Consider the following 16,622-nt stretch of genomic DNA (forward strand, 5'->3'; position numbering starts at 1 on the left):
CCGGTTTTTTGTATTCGTTTATTCTACATTCTACTCTGCTAATCCGTTCTTATAGGCATAGATCGCCGCCTGTGTACGGTCTTCTACTCCTAATTTAGCGAGAAGGTTCGTGACATGGAATTTTACCGTCTTAATCCCGATAATCAGCTCATCTGCGATATCTTGGTTAGACTTCCCTTGTGCCAACAGGCGAAGCACCTCCATCTCGCGATCAGTCAGTTCCGTATGCGCGGGTGCCTCAGCCTGTGGCTGGCGAAATCGATTCATCATCTTGGAGGCCACCTGTGACTCTAGTACGGACTGTCCGCGTGCAGCTGCACGGATCGCATCCGCTATCTCGGAAGCACGAGACGTTTTGAGCAAATAGCTGAATGCCCCTGCCTCAATGACCGGATACATTTTCTCATCATCCAAATAACTCGTCAGCACAATCACCTTTGTCTCTGGAAGCAGACGAGTTACTTGGCGTGTCGTTTCGATGCCATCCATGCCATCCATGACCAGATCCATCAAAATGACATTTGGCTTGTATTCGGAAGCCAACCGTATGCCTTCTTCTCCGCTTCCAGCCTCGCCGACCACTTCAATACCTTCTTCCGTCCCCAGCACCGCCGCAAGACCAATCCGTACCATTTCATGGTCGTCTACCAGCAGTACGCTAATCGGTAATTCCGTTTCCATGATCATCGTTCCTTCCGCTTTCATCATTAATAACTGGCACGGACACCTCGATCCGTGTTCCTTTTCCCGGTGCCGTTATATATTGAATAGCTCCCCCAATTTCACTGACCCGCTCCTGCATTGTGGATAATCCATATGAAGTCTGCTTTTTCTCATCCAGTTCAAAACCAATACCGTTATCCCGAATCGTCAGCCTGATGGAATCCGGGCGTTGCACGATACGAATTTCCATGCGGGTTGCTTTGGCATGACGCAATGTATTAGACATCGCTTCCTGAACAATACGAAACAAGTGGTTCTCAATGCCTTTAACCAACTGTACTCCGCTTTCAATCTCAAAATCAATCTCCATCGGTACCTTTGCCTGCAACTCCTGTACCAAATCACGCAAACCCTGCTCAAGCCGTTTTCCTTCCAGATAGACAGGCCGCAGATGAAGTAGTAACGCCCGCATTTCGGATTGTGCCACGGAAGACATTTCTTCAATTAGCGCAACTTGACGCTGCGCTTTATCAAAATCCTTATCCAGCGTCCTCCCCACAGCCGTCGCCGTCATTGAAATAGCAAATAATTGCTGTGATACGGCGTCATGCAACTCTCTGGCCAGCCGCTGCCGCTCCTCCACAATCGCAGTCATCCGTGCCTGTTCTGCCAACTGAGCATTATCCGTGGATAAGCGTTGTAAAGACGTAACTTGTTCCTGCCATTTACGCCCGATCCGTTCCAGCTGCTCTCCCAGCCTGCCAAGCTCATCATGCCCTAGGGGCGGCAACTCACGTGCAGGGGTTCCCTTTTCCCACATCAGCAACGTCTCTCTCAACATTTCCAATCTGCTTTTAAAGCGGTAGCTCTCATAAAATCCGTACATTGCCCCTGTACCAATCAACACCAGTATAACGGCTCCTGCAACTTTCAATATCATGCCCCAGGTTGGGAACGACTTCACATATCCATATGTATACAGCATATAAAAGACAACTACGCCCACAACAACACACAGGAGGATACCTTCACCCATACTGCGGGTTACCATGTTGGACGTTTTTTTATGATTCATCCCGGTTCCTCCTGATTCAATAAAATCGGACGCGGACATCGCCCGCCAAGTACGAAACGACAAACTTCACTTTATACTCACTCTGCTCAAAATGGGGAGACTTCCAAACCAGTCGATTGAGCATCCCCGCCTCATGATCCCGGTCAAACTGAATCTGTCCGAACAATACGAGCATCTCCACCTCTACACCGTAATTATCCGGTAACGTGATGTCAATGTCACCGAAGATCCCTTGTAGAAATATGACGGACTCACGTTCCTCTGGGAGAGCCAACGTCAGGTCAGCATCCACGTCCCCAACCACATGCCATATGCTTGTGCTGCGCAGACTCCAAGGCACTTCATCCCATTTATGATTGGATATAAAATTGTGCTTGAATATGGAGCTTTGACCTTTATGCAGCTTCCTTGAACGTGAATAGAATACAGCTAATGATGCTAGTGTAACTACCACAAACAGGAACAAATGATCCAGCACTAACAGTCCAGCACCAATCGCGAGCATCGTGTAACCTTTTTTGATTTTGGAATTACGGATCTTATATATTCCGGCCAACATTAGGATCAGTGCAACCACGGAGAGGAACCCAATCCACTGACCGAATAAAATGATAATCCCGATGCCAATCCCTGCCAGTGCCAAGGCTGATTTTTTTCTCTCCATGCTGCACCCCCTTTATGTTTATACAGGACGGAAAAGCCATAGTGGCGCGACATTCCGCCATATGGCTTTCCCGGACCATACAGATTGAGCACGATCATCGACCAATGTCCATTCCATACAGCATATCATAATGTCTTGTTTCCGAGTAGTCAGTCCTTCTTCATATCGACTGGTTTAGCACCTGTCTGAATTTTGGACTTAAGCTGTTGAAGCTGCTCATCCACTTTAAACTGTTTTTCAGCCTCAGCTGGATTAATATATGCTTCTCCTGGAGCTTGACGGTAAGGAGCACGCAGTACGTCAGCTTCAGCTTCCATTTGCATGATTTTTTCTTCCATACGGTGGAAGCCCAATGAAGCAGACCCACTTTCAATCGTGTGCAAACTATTGATTTGAGACATTTGCTTTTTGGCTTTCGCCATTTGAGCACGGGATACCAACTCATTGCGCTTGTTGCGCATTTTATAGAATTCATCTTTCATGTCGTGAAGCTGTTGTACCAATTCTTTTGCTTGAAGCTCAGCTTGTGTATGCAAGTCGCGGTATTCGTCCTGCTTCTGCACAAAATAAATCTTCTCTCCCAACAGCTTGCGCGCTACTTCTTCCTGACCATTTCGTAATGCGGATTCGGCTTGCTTCTCACGCTCATTGGATACACGTACCGCTTCCTCCAAACGCTGTTTCATACGTCGTTCATTCGCCATTTGCTTGGCAACCGTTACCTCAGCCTCGTGAATTTCCGCCTCCATATCGCGCAAATATTGATTCAACATAATAATCGGATCTTCCACTTTATCCAACACTTCATTCACCGATGCTCTTGTCATATCCTTCATTCTTTTAAAGATCCCCATTATTTACGATCTCCCTTCTCGAATTGCTCTACTTTTTTGCGTAACTCTGCCAATTCTTTTTTCATTGCCTTTTTCTCAATATCTTCCATCATGGAATCCAAGTCGTTGTTCTGACCTGTGTTAAATTTGGATGAGTTGCGGGCATCTTGACCAAAAAACGGGTTCGAATTGCCGTATGCGCCGCCCTGATTGTAACCAGTTCCCTGCCCATACTGCGATCTTGTATTGTTACTGCCATAATAGCGCGGGTCCTGTTGATTATAGGGTCCGCTGTCAGGGCCAAATCCTCCATCGAAAGGAGATCTCGGCTCCTTAGAGATAACCAGTGCCGCAATCACATAAATCATAAATGTGGTTCCTGCTGTAATAAAGAAACTGATCACAACCAGAATACGAATCCATGTTGAGTCCATTCCTGTTGCGTCAGAAAGACCGCCACATACACCTGTTATTACTCTATCCCGGCTTGATCTGTAAATTCGGGTCATTATCAATTTACTCCTTCCCGCTGTTGTTCAGCTTGCTTTTCAGTCTCTCCCACTCTTGTTCAAGCAACGATCCACCGCCTTGGGCATCCTGTACATGGTCGCCCTCACCCCGACGTAAATCACGCAGACTCATCGTTTCTGCTTCCATATCGGCTACTCGGTCTTCCAAGCGGTTGAACATTCGGGGAACATTTCGTCCACCGTATGTACCAGCCCGTTCGTTCATTTGCTGCTGGAGTCTCAACGTCTGTACACGTGCCGCATAATACTGACGCTTGCTGTGTACCGTTTGATATTCTGTCTTTAATGTATCTAGCTGTTGTTCTAGCTCACGTAGTGATTCACGGCTCTGCTCCCACAGTTCTCTATACTGCTCTTCTTTTTCTGCATATAGCATTTTCTCCTGAAGGGCCAGCTTCGCGATATGTTCTTCATCAGCCTTCAAAGCCAGTAGCGCCTGTTCCTCCCGTTTGGTCTGCATGGACAATGCATGATCCAACTGCTGCTTCATCTGTCTTGTGTGCATCGCATACTGTTGATGGAGTTTTTCCGCTTCGGCAATTTCCTGGCGGGTATTATACAAGAACTGGTCAATTAGTTGCACCGGGTCTTGGCTTTGTTCCAAATGCTCATTGAAGGTCGCTACCGTGATATCTCGCATTCTTCGAAAAACACTCATTTGCGTCTGCTCCTTTCACAATTCGTATTGCCATAATTTATCACTTCGTTGCTACAATCTTTTTTCATTCGTCAAACTGCTAAAATCAGTAACGTCTTCTGCGGTCACTCAGCAGGGAAACACCAAATATGATCAACCCGATTGCCAGTAGCGGTCCCAGAAGCCAGGACAGTTTGCCAAGCAAAATCAGTACCCCGAGTACAAGTACGATCCAGCCGAAGAGTGCATTTCCTTTTTTCACACCGTAGTAGCCTAGCATGACCATAGCTATCGGAATTAAGTAACCAATCAGATGTCCTAAAAAGTGACCGAAAAACGGAGTAAACTTACCGAGCAGCATAATCGAACCCAACACGATCAGTACAATCGCTAACCCATTCCCTTTGTTAACTCTCATCATCTCTCACCGCCTTTCACTGTGTCTTGCTTATGTTCTTATTGTACGCTGACCTAGCGTTTGACAAAACGGACCCCAGACGGTTTTTGAACCTAGACCTAAGTCGGGGATGAGTATAGACCTGCGGCTATCACCCTCTATGCTGTTCTGCTGCACGGGCTATCGAGTGTTGCTCACCCGCTTGCTTGGAACGTAGTGAAAGGACGAGACAAGCCAGTAACGCTATAGCTGCAACCATATAAGGCAGATTAATATGAACATCGAATAACAGTCCTGCAATTAATGGTCCAATCACATTACCCAAGCTTGTATAGGACGAGTTCATGCCTGCCACAAAGCCTTGCTCATCTCCGGCCTGCCGTGATAGAGAAGTGCTTACTGCCGGGCGAAGGATATCCATAGCCAGAAAAATGATGAAGGTCGTCAGCATAATCATCACGTACTGTTCAGCAAATAGGGTTAGAAAGATGAACAGGCCCCCAATAGCCAAACAGAGGTGAATTACTTTTTTCTCTCCAAAACGATTAATGATCCATCCAAATATAGTTGCTTGGACAACTGCTCCCATAATGGAGCCTGTCGTTATAATGATGGCAATATCCATTGGTGTAAAACCATATTTATGGTCAACAAACAGTCCAAACACTGTTTCAAAGTTCGCTAACCCAAAAGCAACGACAAATACAATGAGTAAACCCATGAAATATGGAGATTGATATGACTTGGCAAATTGCTGCAAAAGATTTTCTTTTTGACGTGGAAGCTCTCTATTAAATTGTTGCTTTTCCTTGCTTAAAGACTCAGGCAGCACTAACAGAGACAAGATAGCCGCTATTCCCGCAGCTCCTGCTGCCGCAAAGAAGGGAATGCGTATTCCATATGTGGCAAGCAAACCGCCAATCCCTGGTCCTATTATGAAGCCTGTGTTGATCGCTGCATTGATCATTCCCATTCCCTTGCCTCTTTCCTCAAACGAGGTCACATCAGCGACATAGGCCATAATAGAAGGAGTAAGCAATGCTGCCCCTGCTCCACCCATGATTCGTGCTATGAACAGGGTAGGAATGGAATTTGCCAGTCCAAAAACAAGCTCTGATAACATGAAGATGAACATCCCAGAAACAATCAACTTTTTACGTCCATAACGATCAGACAACTTTCCTGACAATGGTGATAACAAAAGCTGTGTCAACGCAAAAGCTGCAACCATCAGCCCCATCGAGGAACCATTCATCCCTAGCTCACTTATAAACTTAGGTAACACAGGGACAACTAAGCCAATCCCCATGAATGCCAAAAAAATGTTAAGCATCAATAACAGCATTGCTCCTCGATTTCTTGTGAGTATAGACATATTTCCACCCTTCCTTTTCCGTATCTCTTTATTTAATATTAGATAAACTTTATTATTTTTCAAAAACAATTGAAACTAAAATTGTTTTCTTAGTTTTCATATACAAAAATGGCCTCTTCAAATATGCAGCATATTGTTGAGGCTATTTTTTTATTTTTCGACCAATCCGAACAACAGAATATCTACAATAGAATAAGTTGCTTCCTCTACCGTCACACTGTTATCCAGAAAGAAACGCTGATCAAGCGTTAAATTTACAGATTCAATAATAAGCTTCATGATCAGAGCCTCATTTTTGTTCACTATTATTCCTTCTCGAATGCCTTCCTGAATTAATGTTCTAATCGGAGACCAGTCATTTAAATCGGCATGTACCCTTTTCCATTGCTCAGGATAATACTTTTTCATCTGGTCCAATATTCTTAAATCGTAAAACTTATAATACAGAGGCATGACCCTAATCGACTGCTTAATCTTGTCTAACAAAGATAACTCATTATTTTCGATAATTTGCTCAGTTTTACGAATCATATCATCATTAGTACGCTCAATAAGTGTTTCTAAAATAAGCGTCTTAGACGAAAAATGTTCATACAACGTACGCTTACTAATGGCGAGTCTTTTCGCAAGATCATCCATCGTAAATTTCAAACCATTTTCATGAACTTCCTCTACAAAAGCCTCCAAAATTCTTTCCTGCATATTCGTCCTCATTTCTTTCGCGCTCAGTAAACTAGAAAAGTTTTTTCAGTACCATCATCTTACGATAAGATCAAAGCGCTGGTCAAATCCATGTTAACCTTGTTGCCAAAATCATGAATATATAATAAAAAGGATGATAAAATGCCTTTAAGCATTTTATCACCCTTTTGTGTATACCGGCGAGAGGACTCGAACCTCCACGGTTTCCCACTCGATACCGAATAAAATCTTGATAATACCTTGTTTAATGAAGGAAAATAAGCGCTGCTCGTCGATTTCGACCCGCAAGGTAATCTGTCGATGTACTTTGGTATTGAGCAGCGGGATCAACTTCCGTAGCTATGGTCTGCGACAGGACTAACTCAGTTGCTCAGTATCAAGGAATTTAGAATACTTGTACAACTTCTTTAATATCATCAATTTCCTCAAGAATTGCGCGCTCAATAGCAACCTTTAACGTAATCGTAGCACTTGGGCAACCATTGCAAGCTCCCAAAAATCTTAATTTTGCTATACCGTTCTCAACTTCGACCAGTTCAGCATCTCCACCGTCACGCAGTAAGAAAGGACGTAGTTTGAGAAGAACTTCCGATACTTCATCGAATAAAACTCCATTTTCATCCATTATGTCAACTCCTCCCATTTTTTATCAACCGTCAATTCAGACCTTTTTTCACCCTAGATCGTCTGAGTGATCCTTTGCTTTTTGCCTAAGAGTGACCTCTTGATCCGAAAGTTCCCTTATAAGCGTATGAATAGAGTCTAAAGGTATCATCACACCACAACTTGCGCTCAATCCTGACAGCATATTGAAGCAGAACTGAAGTTTTCGTATCTCTCGGGTAATTTGAGCTAGTTCTGAATCGTCCGAATTATTTTTCTTCATTACTAGCACCTCTTTAAAGAATGATAAAGGTTTGATCTATTAAATTAATGAATCAACCGATGCTTCCTTCCATCTCAAATTGAATCAACCGATTCATTTCAACGGCATATTCCATTGGCAATTCTTTGGTAAACGGTTCAATAAAGCCCATTACAATCATTTGTGTAGCATCTTGTTCTGTAAGCCCGCGGCTCATTAAGTAAAACAATTGTTCCTCGGACACTTTGGATACTGTTGCCTCGTGCTCCAAAGTAATCTGATCGTTTTTAATTTCATTGTACGGAATCGTATCTGATGTTGACATGTTGTCCAATATCAACGTATCGCACTTAATATTGGACTTGGACCCTGCGGAATCGCGGCTGAAGCTGGACAACCCTCGGTAGTTTACTTTTCCGCCCTGCTTGCTGATGGATTTGGATATAATCGTAGATGTTGTCTCGGGAGCAAGGTGAATTACCTTCGCGCCAGCATCTTGATGCTGATCTTTACCGGCTACGGCAATAGACAGGATGGACCCCTTGGCTCCCCGTCCTTTCAATAATACTGCCGGATACTTCATTGTTACCTTGGAGCCGATGTTGCCGTCCACCCATTCCATTGTGGCATTTTCTTCTGCCACAGCCCTTTGGGTTACCAAGTTGTAGATATTAGGAGCCCAATTCTGAATGGTCGTGTAACGGACACGGGAATCTTTCCGGCAAATAATTTCAATAACTCCACTATGCAGAGAACTGGTACTATAAATAGGTGCTGTACATCCTTCAACATAATGGACAAAGCTGCCCTCTTCGGCAATAATTAATGTCCGCTCGAATTGACCCATATTTTCAGAATTAATACGGAAATAACCTTGTATAGGAACCTCGCACTGAACACCCTTCGGAATGTATACAAAGCTACCGCCTGACCAAACTGCACTATTAAGCGCCGCAAATTTATTGTCGGCAGGAGGGATGATCGTCCCAAAATGTTGCTTAAACACTTCGGGGTATTGCTTTAATGCACTATCCGTATCAAGGAAAATAACGCCCTGATCCTCCAGTTCTTTCCGCATGCTGTGATAAACTACTTCCGACTCATATTGAGCGGATACGCCCGCCAGGAACTTTTGCTCCGCTTCAGGGATTCCCAGCTTGTCAAAGGTTGCTTTGATCTCGGAAGGAACCTCCTCCCAGGTCTTTCCCTGTTTTTCAGAAGGGCGAACGTAATACTGGATGTCATCAAGATTTAGCCCGGTCAAATCCGCTCCCCATTCAGGCATCGGCATTTTGTAGAATTGATTCAAAGCTTTCAACCGAAAATTGAGCATCCACTCCGGCTCTTCCTTGATCCGGGAAATTTCCCGGACAATCTCTTCCGTCAGACCTTTTCCAGATTGAAAAATAGACTGGTGCTTGTCGCGAAACCCATATTTATATTCGCCCATATCTGGTGCTTTTTTAGCCATTAGTATCACTCCTTTTTAACCTTTCAAGATTCATTTTGATTTGCTATGATCTGCCGAGCTTGCTTTCCACTAAATCTTTTAGGCGACTGCGAACACCTTCCAGCGGGATCTCCGAAATGACAGGAGCGAGAAATCCGAAAATAACAAGATGTTCGGCTTCACTCCGTGATATCCCGCGCGACATCAGATAATAGATTTGCTCTGCATTTACTTGCCCCACGGATGCAGCATGACCCGCGGTTACATCATCCTCATCTATCAGCAGGATCGGATTGGCATCGCCGCGAGCTTTAGGACTTAGCATAAGCACGCGTTCTGTTTGCTGACCATCACAATGGGTTGCACCTTTTTCAATCTTTGTAATGCCGTTGATAATGGCCGTAGCTTCTTCAAGCATGACTGCACGCGTAATCATCTGGCTTACCGAGCTTCTGCCAAAATGCTGAGCTTGAGTTGTATAGCTCGATTTTCGATTGCCCGTGCCAATAGCAATCACCTTATTGTCGGAGACCGCCCCGTTGCCTTGTAGCAAAGTCTTGGTATCGCTGGCGGTATAACCATTGTTCATCTCACCGATAATCCATTCCACACCCCCATCAGCAAGAACGACCGCCCGTCGCTGGGTGAAATCTGTTGTAGTTGCAGCAAGCTGATGAACCGAAGCTACTTGCACCTTTGAGCCCGCCCCCGCGAAGACCTCCGTCACACCGTTATGCAATACCTTGACATCATCACCACTTGATACACAATTATCCACATAAGTGATCTTGCTGTTGCTCCCTGCCACAATTAAGACGTGAGGAGCAAAACACACACCGCTTGTATCGTTAAGAAAGATCGCTTGAATAGGTGCTTCAACCTCTACACCGTCTGGGACATATAGAAAAACGCCACCACTCCATAAGGCACTGTGTGCAGCAGATAAACGATGTTCTTCTGGCTTTACTGCCTGAAAGAGATAACGTTGAACCAGCTCCTCATGCTCTTTTGCCGCAGTATGCAGATCCGTTAAAATGACTCCCTGGGCGGCTAAGCTCTCGGACAATTTCGTATACACTACATCCGAGTTGAACTGAACGATTAGTCCGCCTTTCACCGGAGAAGCAACCAAACCTCGAACAACCTCCGGCGCTTCCTCCAAACTAGACCACGCATTCTCAGCTTTGTAATCTCCACTTTCGTAGATATCCCATTTTTCGAGATTGATTTTCTCCACTTTAGGCAACTCCAGCGTCCCTGCCAGTTCGAGTGCGTGAACGCGGCGTTCAATCAGCCAACGAGGTTCATCCTTAGCGCTTGACCATGCGCGTAAATCGTCCACATTCATTGAAACTCTAGCTTGTATATCCACGTGCTGTTCCTCCTCTCCGGCTTTTAAGCTTCCCTTACCGTCTCATCCGTAATCCCAAGTTCCTCCTTCACCCAATCGTACCCTTCAGCCTCCAAACGGTGGGCAAGCTCCGGACCGCCAGATTTAACTATCCGGCCTTGCATCATGACATGCACAAAATCCGGGGTAATATAATTCAACAGTCGTTGATAATGGGTGATGATTAAAAAGCCTCTATCCGGGCTGCGCATCTCATTTACGCCATTGGCCACAATACGCAGTGCATCAATATCAAGCCCTGAGTCCACTTCATCCAGGATCACAAACTTGGGTTCAAGTAGCATCATTTGCAAAATCTCATTCCGCTTTTTTTCACCGCCAGAGAATCCCTCATTCAAATAACGATGCACAAATTCCGGGTTCATCTCCAGCCCCTTCATTTTGCTCTCCATTTCACGGATAAAACGGATTAAGGATATCTCATCGCCTTCTTCACGCCGTGCATTGATGGCACTTCTGAGAAAGTCCGAGTTGGTCACGCCAGCAATTTCACTTGGGTATTGCATAGCGAGGAACAAGCCTGCCTGGGCACGCTCATCCACCTCCATCTCCAGAAGGTCTTCATTGTCCAATGTCACCTTACCGCCAGTAACCTCATATTTGGGATGGCCCATTAAAGCTGAAGCCAATGTACTTTTTCCCGTCCCATTAGGCCCCATAATCGCATGAATCTCTCCGCCATGAATCTCCAGTGTGAGCCCTTTTAAAATTTCTTTCCCTTCAATCTTGGATCTTAATTCCTCAATCTTTAATGTCGTCATTTATCGTAAACTTCCCTTCGGAGTATTCTTCGGCACGCGCCACCAAATCACTCATAAATTTTCCAATAGTCTGCAGCTCAACCTCTGAATAGGATTCAATGAATTGGTAAAACCTTTCTTCTTTTTCTTTGTGCAGTTCTTTATGCAAATGATAAACGTGTCTTCCCTTATCCGTTAAACTAAAGTAAATCTCCTTACGATTGCTGTTCAGTTGACTTCTCATAATGAAGCCCATTTCCAGCAGCTTTGCACTAATTTTAGTAATGCTAGCTTTGGACAACCCCATCTTCTCCACAATCCCGGTATGATTTATCGGTTCATAATCACCAATGCAATCAATAACGTGTACACTAGTAATATTGTTGGAGAGCATGTCAATCTGGTACTTTCTGGCCTGTTGCCGAAACGAGTTAAATTCTTGTTCAGTATACAGCTCATTCAGATGTAGCATTTTAATATATTGCTCGTAAAGATGACCTTTAAAATGATTTTGAAACTCCAATTTCCCAATCTCCCCTCTCTTGTAGTAGTTGCAGACCAAGTTCAGTGTCACCATTAGATTATTTTTTGTTCACTAGTGAACAAAATTATATTAACACAATTGATATTGATAATCAATATCAATTGTGTTAAATGTGACGCAATTTTGGAGGCGCTTTTCATGGGTTTGTTGTCATTGTCATCGGCCTCATGCTGTGTTTTGACTAGGGCACGTCCCGGAAATGGTTTTGCCTACCTCTGATCAATTCGGCAGCACCCGGATGGATATGGTAACCGAAGCCAAGTCCAATACCGTTGCCTATGAACGTCATGGTACACCTGCCACAGACCGGGGTCGCTACCGTAAAAAGAGGACAAAGGTGGTGCTTGGCCGAGCTGTTTTAAAGCCGTACCGCAGCGTTTGAGTACGCTATCGTGAGCATGTATGGCAATGAATAATCCGTCAGTTACCTGTGTCTGGATATGTTATGGGGCCAAAGAGTATACCAAAAACTGTGGTTTTTGCTGGTGAATCCGAACAGGCGATGCTCCATTCTAGCCAGCACCGATCTGACACTGGAGGCGACCTAGATCATCGAACTTTATACCGCCCGGTTCAAAATCAAATGCACCTTCTGGGCGCTAAAGCAATCCATCGGCGGATTCAGCTACCACTTTTGTAGCAAATCCATTCCGAAGCTCAACCGGTATTTGAAAAAGGATCGGGTTCACCCTCTGGAGTTGTTGGAAGAGGAGAAAGCGCAACGGGACATCCGCCTAACTGTAAAGATGAGAATGGTAAACGATAACCAAAATGGATCCCTACGGGGCTTAAGATAAAAGGAACCAAGAAAAGAGCCGAAATCTTGCTTCAGGAAGCCAGGAAGAATTATCATATGGAAGGACAAGCACTCGCGGTTGAAAACGAAGATATGCTGTAAGAGTAAAAGCGGCTACTCCATCCGGTAATAGCAAAAGGCTGTTCGCAGACTTTATGCTTCAATGGCTAGAGATGATGAAAAACAGTATCGGGCTTATCTCATCTCCTATATCTCCTATTCCGACACTGTAAAAGGCCGCGTAGATCCTTTTTCCGAGAGAAAGGGATGTATTGCTTGATGATTTAACTACAGAGGATTTTCAGACCTTGTATACCCATGAAATGAATGTGCAAGGTGTCAGCGCCAATACCGTTATTCATTACCACGCGAACATTTGCAGAGCCCTTCAGTATGCCGTGAAAATAAAGCTGATTGTGGCGAATCTCCCTGACTTAGTTGAAAGCCCAAAAAAGAACAATTACGTCGTGAGCTTCTACAATGCCGAGGAGCTGAATCAACTCCTCGCAGTAATCCGAGGCGAAAGAATTGAGCTTTTCGTTATCCTGGCTGCCTTTTATGGGCTAAGCCGAAGCGAGGTCGTAGGATTAAAATGGTCGGCTATTGATTTATTGAATTGGACTATTAATATTAAACATACCGCCACATCGGGCAATTTGAATGGTAGATATATTGAAATTGAAAATGACCGAACCAAGAATAAAGCCAGTCGCCGTATACTGCCACTGGTGGACACGTTCTATGAGCTTCTGATTCGTATGAAGGAATAACAGGAATCCTATCGCTTATCTTCTGACAATTCTTATTGTCTTGAATACCTGGAGTATATTTATGTAGATGTATTAGGGGTAAGCATGAAAGAAGTTCAGGAATGGTTAGGCCACAGCGATTATGCAACAACGGCAAATATTTATTCGCATTTCGAATACAACTCAAAGGTGTCTTCAGCTCAAGCAATGAGTGGGGTACTAAAGCTCAAATAAAAAAAGCCCACTAGAGATTATCTCTAATGAACTCTTTTAGTTAATACCGGCGAGAGGACTCGAACCTCCACGGTTTCCCACTCGATTTTGAGTCGAGCGCGTCTGCCATTCCGCCACGCCGGCATATTCAATTATGGAGGCGCCACCCAGATTTGAACTGGGGAATAAAGCTTTTGCAGAGCTTTGCCTTACCACTTGGCTATGGCGCCAGAGTGTAACAAAGCGGACGACGGGAATCGAACCCGCGACCCTCGCCTTGGCAAGGCGATGCTCTACCGCTGAGCCACGTCCGCATAAAGATGGCTGGGGATATAGGATTTGAACCTATGCATGACGGAGTCAAAGTCCGTTGCCTTACCGCTTGGCTAATCCCCAATAAATAAAGGGCGGCCGATGGGGCTTGAACCCACGAATGCCGGAGTCACAGTCCGGTGCGTTAACCACTTCGCCACGACCGCCGCAAGTAATGAATAATTGGCAGGGGCAGCAGGAATTGAACCCACACCAACGGTTTTGGAGACCGTTGTTCTACCTTTAAACTATGCCCCTATAAAACTGGTGGAGGATGATGGATTCGAACCACCGAACCCGTAAGGGAGCAGATTTACAGTCTGATGCGTTTGGCCACTTCGCTAATCCTCCAAAAATGGTGCCGGCGAGAGGACTTGAACCCCCAACCTACTGATTACAAGTCAGTTGCTCTACCAGTTGAGCTACACCGGCACATAAAATATTCAATTAAAAGTGGCTCGGGACGGAATCGAACCGCCGACACGAGGATTTTCAGTCCTCTGCTCTACCGACTGAGCTACCGAGCCTTATTATAAGGCTCTTCATTAAACGTTGTATTACTAATGGCGGAACTGACGGGATTCGAACCCGCGATCTCCTGCGTGACAGGCAGGCATGTTAGGCCTCTACACCACAGTTCCATAATAAATTTTAATTGGTTGCGGGGGCAGGATTTGAACCTGCGACCTTCGGGTTATGAGCCCGACGAGCTACCGAACTGCTCCACCCCGCGACAATAATAAATATTTAATTTTCAAATGGTGGAGGCTGAGGGGCTCGAACCCCCGACCCTCTGCTTGTAAGGCAGATGCTCTCCCAGCTGAGCTAAGCCTCCACAATTAAGCACTTCTCATATTATACCATAATGAACTTTTTATTGCAAGTTCTTTTATGATATTTTTATGACCCGTAGGGGATTCGAACCCCTGTTACCTCCGTGAAAGGGAGGTGTCTTAACCCCTTGACCAACGGGCCATGCAATAAAATAATTATGGCGGAGAGAGAGGGATTCGAACCCTCGAGACGCTTTTGGCGCCTACACGATTTCCAATCGTGCTCCTTCGGCCAACTCGGACACCTCTCCATATGGCTCCCCGAACAGGACTCGAACCTGTGACAACTCGATTAACAGTCGAGTGCTCTACCAACTGAGCTATCAGGGAATATTAAGCATTTGTTTCAAGGTTACACCCTGAAAACTGGATCCGAAACTCATTTGCGTTTTATTCTTAGGATAAGCCCTCGACCGATTAGTATTGGTCAGCTCCATGCATTACTGCACTTCCACCCCCAACCTATCTACCTCGTCGTCTTCAAGGGGTCTTACATACTGGGAAATCTCATCTTGAGGGGGGCTTCACGCTTAGATGCTTTCAGCGCTTATCCCTTCCGTACATAGCTACCCAGCGGTGCTCCTGGCGGAACAACTGGTACACCAGCGGTACGTCCATCCCGGTCCTCTCGTACTAAGGACAGCTCCTCTCAAATTTCCTACGCCCACGACAGATAGGGACCGAACTGTCTCACGACGTTCTGAACCCAGCTCGCGTACCGCTTTAATGGGCGAACAGCCCAACCCTTGGGACCTACTTCAGCCCCAGGATGCGATGAGCCGACATCGAGGTGCCAAACCTCCCCGTCGATGTGGACTCTTGGGGGAGATAAGCCTGTTATCCCCAGGGTAGCTTTTATCCGTTGAGCGATGGCCCTTCCATGCGGTACCACCGGATCACTAAGCCCGACTTTCGTCCCTGCTCGACTTGTAGGTCTCGCAGTCAAGCTCCCTTCTGCCTTTGCACTCTTCGAATGATTTCCAACCATTCTGAGGGAACCTTGGGGCGCCTCCGTTACTCTTTAGGAGGCGACCGCCCCAGTCAAACTGCCCACCTGACACTGTCCTCGCACCGGATCACGGTACCAAGTTAGAACCTAGATACGATCAGGGTGGTATCCCAAGGATGCCTCCTCTCAAGCTGGCGCTCAAGATTCAACGGCTCCCACCTATCCTGTACAGATCGTACCCAAATTCAATATCAAGCTGCAGTAAAGCTCCATGGGGTCTTTCCGTCTTGTCGCGGGTAACCTGCATCTTCACAGGTATTAAAATTTCACCGGATCTCTCGTTGAGACAGCGCCCAAGTCGTTACGCCATTCGTGCGGGTCAGAATTTACCTGACAAGGAATTTCGCTACCTTAGGACCGTTATAGTTACGGCCGCCGTTTACTGGGGCTTCGGTTCATAGCTTCGCCCGAAGGCTTACCACTCCCCTTAACCTTCCAGCACCGGGCAGGCGTCAGCCCGTATACTTCGCCTTGCGGCTTCGCACAGACCTGTGTTTTTGCTAAACAGTCGCTTGGGCCTTTTCACTGCGGCCCCCTCGGGCTATTCACCCTACCGAGGCACCCCTTCTCCCGAAGTTACGGGGTCATTTTGCCGAGTTCCTTAACGAGAGTTCTTCCGCGCGCCTTAGAATTCTCTTCTCGCCTACCTGTGTCGGTTTGCGGTACGGGCACCTTCTCCTGGCTAGAGGCTTTTCTTGGCAGTCTGAGATCATGACCTTCGCTACTATAATTTTCGCTCCCCATCACAGCCCAGCCTTACGATGTGCGGATTTGCCTACACACCAGCCTCACTGCTTAGACGGACATCCATCAGTCCGCGTCAC

The 16,622-nt window shown here is 45.8% G+C and carries 17 protein-coding genes, 15 tRNA genes and 1 rRNA gene (1 of these 33 only partly in view); 3 read left to right on the forward strand and 30 right to left on the reverse strand.

The genetic code is table 11. From position 1 onward, the window contains the following. Positions 1-30: 30 nt before the first annotated feature. The 14 genes from MKX30_RS09770 to MKX30_RS09835 all read right to left on the reverse strand — a co-directional run bounded on the left by MKX30_RS09770 (position 31) and on the right by MKX30_RS09835 (position 11,865). Positions 31-681, reverse strand: a complete 651-nt coding sequence (locus MKX30_RS09770) for a response regulator (protein WP_013372995.1) — start codon at positions 679-681, stop codon at positions 31-33. Further along, on the reverse strand, positions 659-1,738 hold the full coding sequence (locus MKX30_RS09775) for a sensor histidine kinase (protein ID WP_023990236.1): 1,080 nt from the start codon (positions 1,736-1,738) through the stop codon (positions 659-661). Before MKX30_RS09775 ends, MKX30_RS09770 begins: the two co-directional genes overlap by 23 nt. A 16-nt stretch (positions 1,739-1,754) precedes the next feature. Continuing rightward, positions 1,755-2,402, reverse strand: a complete 648-nt coding sequence (gene liaF, locus MKX30_RS09780; protein ID WP_023990237.1) for a cell wall-active antibiotics response protein LiaF — start codon at positions 2,400-2,402, stop codon at positions 1,755-1,757. Between the two features lie 149 nt (positions 2,403-2,551). Further along, a complete protein-coding gene (locus tag MKX30_RS09785) occupies positions 2,552-3,256 on the reverse strand; it encodes a PspA/IM30 family protein (protein ID WP_023990238.1) in 705 nt (234 codons plus the stop codon). Beyond that, the gene (locus tag MKX30_RS09790; protein ID WP_023990239.1) at positions 3,256-3,744 is read right to left on the reverse strand and encodes a PspC domain-containing protein; all 489 of its coding nucleotides are present in this window, start codon (positions 3,742-3,744) and stop codon (positions 3,256-3,258) included. Before MKX30_RS09790 ends, MKX30_RS09785 begins: the two co-directional genes overlap by 1 nt. 7 nt (positions 3,745-3,751) lie before the next feature. Next, positions 3,752-4,423: a PspA/IM30 family protein gene (locus tag MKX30_RS09795; RefSeq protein ID WP_023990240.1), complete on the reverse strand. Its 672-nt coding sequence runs from the start codon at positions 4,421-4,423 to the stop codon at positions 3,752-3,754. 85 nt (positions 4,424-4,508) lie between these two features. Beyond that, complete coding sequence (locus MKX30_RS09800; protein WP_013311898.1) at positions 4,509-4,820, reverse strand: LiaF transmembrane domain-containing protein; 312 nt, start codon at positions 4,818-4,820, stop codon at positions 4,509-4,511. Positions 4,821-4,950: 130 nt separating this feature from the next. Beyond that, a complete protein-coding gene (locus MKX30_RS09805) occupies positions 4,951-6,174 on the reverse strand; it encodes an MFS transporter (protein WP_341062771.1) in 1,224 nt (407 codons plus the stop codon). 150 nt (positions 6,175-6,324) lie between these two features. Further along, complete coding sequence (locus MKX30_RS09810) at positions 6,325-6,876, reverse strand: TetR/AcrR family transcriptional regulator (protein WP_023990242.1); 552 nt, start codon at positions 6,874-6,876, stop codon at positions 6,325-6,327. Positions 6,877-7,261: 385 nt separating this feature from the next. Continuing rightward, a complete protein-coding gene (locus MKX30_RS09815; protein ID WP_013373004.1) occupies positions 7,262-7,501 on the reverse strand; it encodes a NifU family protein in 240 nt (79 codons plus the stop codon). A gap of 313 nt (positions 7,502-7,814) precedes the next feature. Continuing rightward, positions 7,815-9,212, reverse strand: a complete 1,398-nt coding sequence (gene sufB, locus MKX30_RS09820) for a Fe-S cluster assembly protein SufB (protein ID WP_023990245.1) — start codon at positions 9,210-9,212, stop codon at positions 7,815-7,817. Between the two features lie 43 nt (positions 9,213-9,255). Next, entirely contained in the window at positions 9,256-10,563 is a 1,308-nt protein-coding gene (gene sufD, locus MKX30_RS09825) for a Fe-S cluster assembly protein SufD (protein ID WP_371263099.1), read from the reverse strand. A 23-nt stretch (positions 10,564-10,586) separates the two neighbouring features. Next, the gene (gene sufC, locus MKX30_RS09830) at positions 10,587-11,363 is read right to left on the reverse strand and encodes a Fe-S cluster assembly ATPase SufC (RefSeq protein WP_023990247.1); all 777 of its coding nucleotides are present in this window, start codon (positions 11,361-11,363) and stop codon (positions 10,587-10,589) included. Next, positions 11,344-11,865 carry a MarR family transcriptional regulator gene (locus tag MKX30_RS09835; protein WP_023990248.1) on the reverse strand — a complete coding sequence of 174 codons (522 nt, stop codon included), beginning with the start codon at positions 11,863-11,865 and terminating at the stop codon, positions 11,344-11,346. Before MKX30_RS09835 ends, sufC begins: the two co-directional genes overlap by 20 nt. A gap of 220 nt (positions 11,866-12,085) precedes the next feature. Between MKX30_RS09835 and MKX30_RS09840 the strand changes: the two genes are divergently transcribed. The 3 genes from MKX30_RS09840 to MKX30_RS09850 all read left to right on the forward strand — a co-directional run bounded on the left by MKX30_RS09840 (position 12,086) and on the right by MKX30_RS09850 (position 13,665). After that, positions 12,086-12,268, forward strand: coding sequence for a hypothetical protein (locus MKX30_RS09840; protein WP_023990249.1), 183 nt, complete (start codon positions 12,086-12,088; stop codon positions 12,266-12,268). Between the two features lie 686 nt (positions 12,269-12,954). Beyond that, positions 12,955-13,452 carry a tyrosine-type recombinase/integrase gene (locus MKX30_RS09845; RefSeq protein WP_341062772.1) on the forward strand — a complete coding sequence of 166 codons (498 nt, stop codon included), beginning with the start codon at positions 12,955-12,957 and terminating at the stop codon, positions 13,450-13,452. A gap of 84 nt (positions 13,453-13,536) precedes the next feature. Then, positions 13,537-13,665, forward strand: coding sequence for a recombinase (locus MKX30_RS09850; RefSeq protein ID WP_143109565.1), 129 nt, complete (start codon positions 13,537-13,539; stop codon positions 13,663-13,665). A gap of 44 nt (positions 13,666-13,709) precedes the next feature. On the opposite strand, the gene MKX30_RS09855 is transcribed toward MKX30_RS09850, so the two are convergent. From MKX30_RS09855 to MKX30_RS09930, 16 genes are all read right to left on the reverse strand, one after another. Next, positions 13,710-13,788 (reverse strand) — tRNA-Leu (locus MKX30_RS09855). 11 nt (positions 13,789-13,799) lie between these two features. Next, positions 13,800-13,874 (reverse strand) — tRNA-Cys (locus MKX30_RS09860). A 12-nt stretch (positions 13,875-13,886) separates the two neighbouring features. Next, positions 13,887-13,958 (reverse strand) — tRNA-Gly (locus tag MKX30_RS09865). 7 nt (positions 13,959-13,965) lie between these two features. Then, positions 13,966-14,040, reverse strand: a tRNA-Gln gene (locus MKX30_RS09870). Between the two features lie 10 nt (positions 14,041-14,050). Then, positions 14,051-14,123: transfer RNA gene (locus MKX30_RS09875), tRNA-His, on the reverse strand. Positions 14,124-14,140: 17 nt separating this feature from the next. Continuing rightward, positions 14,141-14,214: transfer RNA gene (locus MKX30_RS09880), tRNA-Trp, on the reverse strand. 7 nt (positions 14,215-14,221) lie between these two features. Further along, positions 14,222-14,307, reverse strand: a tRNA-Tyr gene (locus MKX30_RS09885). Positions 14,308-14,312: 5 nt separating this feature from the next. Then, positions 14,313-14,388: transfer RNA gene (locus tag MKX30_RS09890), tRNA-Thr, on the reverse strand. Between the two features lie 22 nt (positions 14,389-14,410). Next, a tRNA-Phe gene (locus MKX30_RS09895) sits at positions 14,411-14,483 on the reverse strand. Positions 14,484-14,520: 37 nt separating this feature from the next. After that, positions 14,521-14,597 (reverse strand) — tRNA-Asp (locus MKX30_RS09900). A gap of 15 nt (positions 14,598-14,612) precedes the next feature. Next, positions 14,613-14,689, reverse strand: a tRNA-Met gene (locus tag MKX30_RS09905). 26 nt (positions 14,690-14,715) lie between these two features. Continuing rightward, positions 14,716-14,791 (reverse strand) — tRNA-Val (locus MKX30_RS09910). A gap of 68 nt (positions 14,792-14,859) precedes the next feature. Continuing rightward, a tRNA-Glu gene (locus MKX30_RS09915) sits at positions 14,860-14,931 on the reverse strand. A 17-nt stretch (positions 14,932-14,948) separates the two neighbouring features. Further along, positions 14,949-15,040 (reverse strand) — tRNA-Ser (locus tag MKX30_RS09920). Between the two features lie 3 nt (positions 15,041-15,043). Beyond that, a tRNA-Asn gene (locus MKX30_RS09925) sits at positions 15,044-15,119 on the reverse strand. 67 nt (positions 15,120-15,186) lie between these two features. Beyond that, positions 15,187-16,622, reverse strand: a 23S ribosomal RNA gene (locus MKX30_RS09930) (it continues 1,490 nt past the right edge of the window).

Origin of the sequence: Paenibacillus sp. FSL P2-0173, assembly GCF_038008045.1 — a bacterium.
Classification (GTDB): Bacteria; Bacillota; Bacilli; order Paenibacillales; family Paenibacillaceae; genus Paenibacillus; species Paenibacillus polymyxa_B.

Bases quoted from the DNA above. Each gene is read 5' to 3' on its own strand.
- MKX30_RS09770 (WP_013372995.1), bottom strand. From the start codon at position 681: ATGGAAACGGAATTACCGATTAGCGTACTGCTGGTAGACGACCATGAA.
- MKX30_RS09775 (WP_023990236.1), bottom strand. From the start codon at position 1,738: ATGAATCATAAAAAAACGTCCAACATGGTAACCCGCAGTATGGGTGAA.
- liaF (WP_023990237.1), bottom strand. From the start codon at position 2,402: ATGGAGAGAAAAAAATCAGCCTTGGCACTGGCAGGGATTGGCATCGGG.
- MKX30_RS09785 (WP_023990238.1), bottom strand. From the start codon at position 3,256: ATGGGGATCTTTAAAAGAATGAAGGATATGACAAGAGCATCGGTGAAT.
- MKX30_RS09790 (WP_023990239.1), bottom strand. From the start codon at position 3,744: ATGACCCGAATTTACAGATCAAGCCGGGATAGAGTAATAACAGGTGTA.
- MKX30_RS09795 (WP_023990240.1), bottom strand. From the start codon at position 4,423: ATGAGTGTTTTTCGAAGAATGCGAGATATCACGGTAGCGACCTTCAAT.
- MKX30_RS09800 (WP_013311898.1), bottom strand. From the start codon at position 4,820: ATGAGAGTTAACAAAGGGAATGGGTTAGCGATTGTACTGATCGTGTTG.
- MKX30_RS09805 (WP_341062771.1), bottom strand. From the start codon at position 6,174: ATGTCTATACTCACAAGAAATCGAGGAGCAATGCTGTTATTGATGCTT.
- MKX30_RS09810 (WP_023990242.1), bottom strand. From the start codon at position 6,876: ATGCAGGAAAGAATTTTGGAGGCTTTTGTAGAGGAAGTTCATGAAAAT.
- MKX30_RS09815 (WP_013373004.1), bottom strand. From the start codon at position 7,501: ATGGATGAAAATGGAGTTTTATTCGATGAAGTATCGGAAGTTCTTCTC.
- sufB (WP_023990245.1), bottom strand. From the start codon at position 9,212: ATGGCTAAAAAAGCACCAGATATGGGCGAATATAAATATGGGTTTCGC.
- sufC (WP_023990247.1), bottom strand. From the start codon at position 11,363: ATGACGACATTAAAGATTGAGGAATTAAGATCCAAGATTGAAGGGAAA.
- MKX30_RS09840 (WP_023990249.1), top strand. From the start codon at position 12,086: ATGGTTTTGCCTACCTCTGATCAATTCGGCAGCACCCGGATGGATATG.
- MKX30_RS09850 (WP_143109565.1), top strand. From the start codon at position 13,537: ATGAAAGAAGTTCAGGAATGGTTAGGCCACAGCGATTATGCAACAACG.